Here is a 7342-nt window from a genome sequence, read left to right on the forward strand (position 1 = left end):
AATTCATGGATATTCAATGGTGGCAGATCTTATTATTATCATTATACGCAGGCTATCAGATTTTAGATGAGCTACAAATTTATTCATCAATGAGTGCACCCGTCTTTGCCGGTTTGTTTGCTGGTTTAGTAATGGGGGATTTACAAGCAGGACTGATCATTGGTGGTAGTATGCAGTTAACAGTGTTAGGTGTTGGAACATTTGGCGGTGCTTCTAAGATTGATGCAAATTCAGGAACGATTTTAGCAACAGCCTTTTCGATTTCACTTGGTATGAATCCTGAACAAGCGATTGCAGCAATTGCTGTACCAGTGGCTAGCTTGATGATCCAATTAGATATTTTAGCTCGCTTTGCAAATACGTATTTTGCACATCGAATTGATCGACATGTTGAAACAATGAATTATAAAGCAATTGAACGAAACTTCTTGATGGGTGCTTTACCTTGGTCACTTTCTCGGCTAGTACCTGTTTTCTTAGCTTTGGCTTTTGGAGGAGGGTTGGTTGAAAATGTTGTTGGCGTGTTGAATGGTGATCTAAAATGGCTAGGTGATGGTTTATCAGTAGCCGGAGCTGTTCTGCCAGCAGTTGGTTTTGCTATTTTATTACGCTATCTACCTGTTAAGAAACATTTTCCATATCTCGTTTTAGGTTTCACGATTACTGCATTGTTAGCAACGCTTTTCTCAAATGTCCAATTACTTGGAACGAGTGTGGCAAGTGTAGTGAAGGAAATGCCAGGAACCTTTAACTCATTACCAATGTTAGCGGTCGCTTTGATTGGATTTGCGTTAGCAGCTATTAGTTATAAAAATGGTCAGAATAATCATAATCAAAAACCAGTAGCAAATGAGCAAGTAGAATCAGCTGAGGGGGAAATCGAAGATGACGAAATCTAATTATAAATTGACAAAAGAAGATTTTAAACAAATCAATCGAAGAAGTTTATTTACTTTTCAATTAGGCTGGAACTATGAACGGATGCAGGGTTCAGGTTATTTGTATACGATCTTACCTCAGCTTCGCAAAATTTATGGGGATGATACACCTGAGTTAAAAGAAATAATGAAAACGCATACGCAATTTTTTAATACGTCAAACTTCTTTAATACGATTGTCACAGGGATTGACCTTGCAATTGAAGAGAAGGAAGGAATTGCAGCAAAACAAACAGTTTCTGGGATGAAAGCTGGGTTAATGGGGCCTTTTGCCGCAATTGGTGACTCGATCTTTGCTGCGCTTATTCCAACTATCTTTGGTGCATTGGCTGCGAACATGGCAATCAATGGAAATCCTGCAGGTGTGTTTATCTGGATCATCGCACAAATCGTTGTCATGGTCTTTCGTTGGAAGCAATTGGAGTTTGCTTATAAAGAAGGAATCTCATTAGTAACAACGATGCAATCACGACTAACTGCACTAACTGATGCAGCAACATTACTCGGTGTCTTCATGGTAGGTGCTTTAGTAGCAACAATGGTCAATGTTAAATTCTCATGGGCACCAAGCATTGGTGATGTGACACTAAACATGCAAAATAATATTGATATGATTTTACCTAAGATTTTACCAGCAGCAATTGTTGGTGGGGTATATTGGATGTTAGGCAAGAAAAATATGACATCTACACGTGCAATCTTTATTGTTCTGATTGTCTGTGTTGCGTTATCAGCTCTTGGTGTGATTTCAAAATAATGGGGTGGAAAAAATGAGTCAAGAGTTAGTTTTGATTAGTCATGGACAATTATGTGAAGCACTGAAAAAAAGTACAGAAATGATCATGGGACCACAAACGACGATCCATACGGTGGCATTGTTAGAATCCGATGGTGCAGAAGATTTTAAAGAAAAATTTTTACAAGTCACAGCTGAATTAGAATCCTATGTTGTCTTTTGTGACCTGATGGGAGGAACGCCTTGTAACGTCATCTCTCGTATGATTATGGAGGGTGCAGCGATCGAACTTTACGCTGGGATGAATATGCCAATGGTAATTGAGTTCATCAATGGTACATTGATTGATACGCCTGTTGACTTTATTACTTCTGGTCAACAAAATATTGTTTCCGTTAATCAAATGATTGCATTGGCGAATGAAGAGGAAGATGAATAGTTGAACGAGTAAAAAATAAACCATTAAGTGATAAACTCTAGACACAACAACAGCGGCTTCCTTTCTAAAAAAGAAGAAAGTCGTGGTTATTGTGTAATAAATAGCGAATGTCTATTTATAGAGATAGGTTGTTAATGAAGAACAAGAATTTTATTATCGATGTTCAAGTTTCTCCACATTCCTATGAAATAGAGTAGGAATATTCAGTTCAAGTTACCTTTTGTAGTTTAAATATTATTTGTTCAATTTAAGAAAATTTATTTTTTTCTTTTTGGAGAAATCTATCGTCTCTTTATATCTTTCAGTCCGTTATTAGTCTGAGCAATAAATAGCTTCTTATATAATAGAAAAAAGGATTTCGCGAAATACCTGTTGAGGCTATTCGTGAAATCCTTTTTCAGTAGTAAGAGGAAAACTTGTTTTCAACGCTTCCTCTTACAGTGAATGAAATGAATGTGGTTAAATATGAGAGATTGTGTAACAAACTAATGAAGTTACAAGTCTATTTTATAAAAAAAAACGAGAAGTTTTTATTTTATTTTTTTCTTATTTTTTATAAAAAAAAATATACAGATAGCACACATAGTTAATGCGCTATTTCTTGAAACTAATTGATAGATTTATAGCGAAAACCACATTTCATCACTCTATGGATGAGTGTAACGAATCTATTAATTGCTAAAATATGGTGGAATGAATTAAAAGGAATGAAGACAACAAGTTTAACTCTTTGTTCTTGACGCTACTGATGATTTTATTAGGTCTCTCTTAGGATCAATAAAAAGAACAACTTAAAGTGTCTATAAATAGGACTATTTTGATCCAGAAGAAATGGTTAAGGTCAAATTGTTGAAAGAAAGTACGTTAGGTGTTTCGTAAGAATAGCCAAGATAGAAGAGGCTGTTCTTTAAAAAGAGAAATAATCTAGATCAGAGTCTCCAATCATTACATATTTTTCATAATTATTTACATTTTTGAGTAGCTCAATGTTATCAATTAACAAAATATCAGCACTAGTATCATCCAATTCACAATAGGGAATAATTTTAATCGCTTTTTTTATTTCATTGCAATACTGTTTTTCGTATCTATTTCCCTTGGCTGAATAAAAGGCAATATTCAACGTGGAATCTATATAACTCTTTTGAAAAGAATGGACCGTGTAAGTCAGTAATGACAGTATCCATTGAATATTATAATTGTGGATGGTGTATTTTTTTAAAGCACAATTTATATCTTTAGAAAATGATAATGATTTAATATTTGTTGAAAAATATTTATTATAAAAAAAATAATAAGGATATAAAATTTTAGCATAATGAATACAAATTTCGATTCTTATTGATAGTGTTTTTATGTCAGTTGTAGATACATTGTACGGTCCACAAAGTATAGAAAAAATAAGATCTTTATCTATATAGTTAGGAGTTAGTTCATTTAGAAAAAAATTTTGCTCATTTTTTACATTTTTAAAATGTAGGCTATTCATATTAGATAATAAAAAGATCAAAATAAGTAAGATTTTTTCTTCATCCAATTTTTTATTATTGAAGCAAAAAAAGTTATTGTATATTTTTTTTACTACAGGACTTTCTGATGAGATGAATTCTTTATTGATTTCTAGATGACTATCACTAAATTTTTGCAGATAATCTTTGCAATTGACAGTTATGATCCAAGTCTGTAGTTCATAAATAATATTATTTTCAATTTTGATGTTACAGTCTTCTAGAAAATTTACTATTTTGTCAGTAAGGAGATCAATAGAAATAGGATTATACAAATTATTATAACCTATATTTGTGTTTTGCAAATATAGGTTATAAAGTACAAGGATCGATTCAATATTTCCTCTTACTGTAACGTAAGGACTACGGATAATGCAGATATGAAAGCTGTTTTGATAAAAATTTTAAAATATTGAATAATTTTGAGGGACTTATATATAAATCATTAGCAAGACTATCTAAAGTTTTCTTCTGCTTATAAAAAATGCTATAAAAAATATCTTTTGTGATACTTTTAGAAAAATAAAATTTTTGAGCATCATGAAAACTCATCAATTTAGTGTTAAAAACAATATATTTTTCGGATATATATATTGAATTTTCAGGTAGTTCTTCTGATAATTCTTCCAAATATTTATTTAAAGTAATCAATGTGATATCTAAATTTTTTATAATTCTTTGTTTCGTACTTTGACCATTGTTATCTATGATGTATTTTACAATTCTAATTTTAGTATATATTGATTTTTCATAGATTAGATTTAACATAATTAAAACTCATCCTTCAGAATAGTATTTTATATAGAATTTTGGAGTATAAAGTTTATTTAATATGCATGTGAATCTTTAAAAAATATAATATTCTTAATAGTTTTTAAAATAATTAAACTATCTAAAAGCAAACATTGATTATTTTTATACCAAAGATCCATTTTAACCATTGTAGTAAAATCAATCGTATTTCTTCCACATACCTGCCAGATTCCAGAACAACCGGGGAGGATAGTTAACCTTTCTAAATCAGACTTTGTGTATTTTTTCACTTCAGAGACTAAAGGAGGGCGCGGACCTACTAAACTCATATCACCCTTTATTACATTGTACAATTGAGGTAATTCATCTAAACTCAATTTTCGTAAATATCTACCAATGCGGGTGACTCTAGGATCATCCTTCATTTTGAACATAGGGCCATCCATTTCATTTTTAGACAACAAATTAGATAGTAACTCCTCTGCATTTACTACCATCGTTCGAAATTTGTATATTTTGAAAATTTTACCGTTCTTACCAACTCTTTCCTGAGTAAAAAAAATTGGACCATGTTGATCAAAATAAATGAGCAAAGAAATGACTAACAATAGTGGACTGAGAAGCAGAAGGCTTGTGATACTAAAAACAATATCAAAGAATCTCTTTATAACAAGATAATACCTTTTTGTCAATCTAAATTTTGAAGATTTTTTTTCAGCTCCTAAAAAATCTGTTATTGTTCTTTTTTGAAAAACCAATTCAAAATAATCCATTAAACTATCCCTTTCTAATTTTCTTGACTTTGTTTGATATAGATTCTGAAATAATTTTAGATTTAAAAAGAGTCACCCTCTTTTTTTTTTTTTACGAACAATTAAATTTTTTGAAGTTGATGATATGGAAAAGAAATATACAATCAGTTGCGTAGAAATTGGAGGTGAGAAATTATGAAGAAAATTGGTTGTTTCGTAGCTTTACTGGGTCTATCTACTTTGATAGCTGGTTGTAATTCACAGAATCAGCAAAGTGAATCAAATACTACAAAAACTAGTACTAGCATTCAGCAAAGCACGGAACAAAGTAGTTCGACAAGCTCGAATGTCAAGTATCTGCGTGGTTTAGAGATAACACTTGGAGATATATCGACTGCCGATAATACGAAGGATACTAAAATTGTTTCAATTAAAGTAAAAGTCCGTAATAGGTCAAATGAAGAACAAGGTGTAGGTTCTAATGACTTTAAATTGAACATTGGGAAACAATCAATAGAACCATACGCAGATGGAGTTAATTTTGGGCAAGCTGTTTTGCCTGAAAAAAGCTTGGAAGGTGTTGTGTCATTTGAAGTAAAGAAAGATGTAGATAAAGGAACACTTCTATATCAAAAAAATGAAGCAACACAAGAATGGAATATTAAATTTTAAGAAGGGATTTTAAGAATGAAGGAAAAAAAATTACGAAAAAAAATCAAAGCATCTAAAAAAGGAATCGCATTGGCTGCCATTTCTTTGATTATGAGTGGAAATTTAGCTGCTATTTCAACTCCTGTATTAGCAACAGAAAATTCTAATACGGTACTCACAAATAAATCTGATAACAAAAATGAAAGCTACGGTCAGTTGTTCTCTGGATATCCAGTTGCACAAAGTCCTTGGAATGGTAGTGTTTATTATCAGGGAAGAGATTCATGGGGAGAAACATCTTCTAGAACATATGATATTAATAGTTGGCAAAGTGGAAATTTAAATGGAAATGTGGGAGTTGTTCCATCTGTACCTAACGAGGCTATTGATGGTCAGATTCTTTTACCTAAAGATTCTACAAAACCTATAATAATTCGAGCTTCTGATTTTGAGTATGGTAATGATGACAAAACAGGTAGAACAGCAGAGTATACACTTAACAAAGACATTACAAATTTTTTACCAAATCGTTCTTATACAACAACTCTATCATGTAATGGTTTTGGCTTTGGTTCAATTGAATTAATCACTACTAACGGTGATAAAACAGTTACTACAGGTTCTCGATCATTAGGTTCATTTACAGCAAATACGAACATTATTCCTAGCACAAAATCTGGAAAATTGAGTTTGAAAATTAATTCCGGACAAGTGGAAGAATACTATTCTCGATATGGAGAAATTACTCCTAATATAACAGTAAATTTAACTTACTCAAAGGAATGGCAAGCAGTAGATAGTTTATTTACTTCTACAGACCACAGTGAGTTAGCTCCTGGTATCACAAGTGAAAAAGTACAAGAAGTTAAACAACAAGTAGCAAATATCTCCAATAATCAAGATGCTGCAGAAATGAATGCAGCAATCTCAAAAGCAGAGCAGTTGGTGGCAGAAGATTCTCAAAATCAAATCGTGCAAGAAGCAACTAACAAAGTCAACGGCTTGTTCAATGGAGAAAACCTAGCTGATGGAGTCAACCAAGACAAAATCAATGAAGCACAAGCAGCGGTCGATAAAGTAACAGATGAAGCGAAAAAACAAGAACTACAAAACAAGATCGACAAAGCACAAGAATTGTTGAATAAACAAGACGATCAAGCACAAATCGTGCAAGAAGCAACTAACAAAGTCAACGGCTTGTTCAATGGAGAAAACCTAGCTGATGGCGTCAACCAAGACAAAATCAACGAAGCACAAGCAGCGGTCGATAAAGTAACAGATGAAGCGAAAAAACAAGAACTACAAAACAAGATCGACAAAGCACAAGAATTGTTGAATAAACAAGACGATCAAGCACAAATCGTGCAAGAAGCAACTGACAAAGTCAACGGCTTGTTCAATGGAGAAAACCTAGCTGATGGCGTCAACCAAGACAAAATCAACGAAGCACAAGCAGCGGTCGATAAAGTAACAGATGAAGCGAAAAAACAAGAACTACAAAACAAAATCGACAAAGCACAAGAATTGTTGGATAAACAAGACGACCAATTTGCAATTACAAGTGT

Annotated in this window: 8 protein-coding genes; 5 read left to right on the forward strand and 3 right to left on the reverse strand. The window is 32.5% G+C overall.

From position 1 onward, the window contains the following. The first annotated feature begins 5 nt into the window (after nucleotides 1-5). Genes DOK81_RS07565 through DOK81_RS07575 form a run of 3 tightly spaced genes read left to right on the forward strand, consistent with a single transcriptional unit; the run spans nucleotide 6 to nucleotide 2113 of the window. Complete coding sequence (locus DOK81_RS07565; RefSeq protein WP_206909759.1) at nucleotides 6-899, forward strand: PTS sugar transporter subunit IIC; 894 nt, start codon at nucleotides 6-8, stop codon at nucleotides 897-899. Further along, a complete protein-coding gene (locus DOK81_RS07570) occupies nucleotides 886-1695 on the forward strand; it encodes a PTS system mannose/fructose/sorbose family transporter subunit IID (protein ID WP_206898475.1) in 810 nt (269 codons plus the stop codon). Before DOK81_RS07565 ends, DOK81_RS07570 begins: the two co-directional genes overlap by 14 nt. Nucleotides 1696-1708: 13 nt before the next feature. Next, the gene (locus tag DOK81_RS07575; protein ID WP_206909761.1) at nucleotides 1709-2113 is read left to right on the forward strand and encodes a PTS fructose transporter subunit IIA; all 405 of its coding nucleotides are present in this window, start codon (nucleotides 1709-1711) and stop codon (nucleotides 2111-2113) included. Between the two features lie 907 nt (nucleotides 2114-3020). Here DOK81_RS07575 and DOK81_RS07580 read toward each other — a convergent pair. The 3 genes from DOK81_RS07580 to DOK81_RS07590 form a co-directional block, all read right to left on the reverse strand. Beyond that, nucleotides 3021-3896, reverse strand: a complete 876-nt coding sequence (locus tag DOK81_RS07580) for a hypothetical protein (RefSeq protein WP_206909763.1) — start codon at nucleotides 3894-3896, stop codon at nucleotides 3021-3023. Between the two features lie 88 nt (nucleotides 3897-3984). Further along, complete coding sequence (locus DOK81_RS07585; RefSeq protein WP_206909765.1) at nucleotides 3985-4389, reverse strand: helix-turn-helix domain-containing protein; 405 nt, start codon at nucleotides 4387-4389, stop codon at nucleotides 3985-3987. A 59-nt stretch (nucleotides 4390-4448) separates the two neighbouring features. Beyond that, nucleotides 4449-5147: a sugar transferase gene (locus DOK81_RS07590; RefSeq protein ID WP_206909767.1), complete on the reverse strand. Its 699-nt coding sequence runs from the start codon at nucleotides 5145-5147 to the stop codon at nucleotides 4449-4451. 174 nt (nucleotides 5148-5321) lie between these two features. Here DOK81_RS07590 and DOK81_RS07595 point away from each other — a divergent pair, with 174 nt between their 5' ends. Both DOK81_RS07595 and DOK81_RS07600 read left to right on the forward strand, forming a co-directional pair. Next, nucleotides 5322-5798, forward strand: a complete 477-nt coding sequence (locus DOK81_RS07595; protein WP_206909769.1) for a DUF4352 domain-containing protein — start codon at nucleotides 5322-5324, stop codon at nucleotides 5796-5798. Nucleotides 5799-5813: 15 nt separating this feature from the next. Next, nucleotides 5814-7342, forward strand: a 1529-nt coding sequence (locus tag DOK81_RS07600) for a toxin Cry1Ac domain D-VI-related protein (RefSeq protein ID WP_242589946.1), incomplete at its 3' end; no start/stop codon positions are given.

The sequence above is a fragment of the Enterococcus sp. DIV0660C genome (assembly GCF_017316125.1).
Classification (GTDB): Bacteria; Bacillota; Bacilli; order Lactobacillales; family Enterococcaceae; genus Enterococcus_B.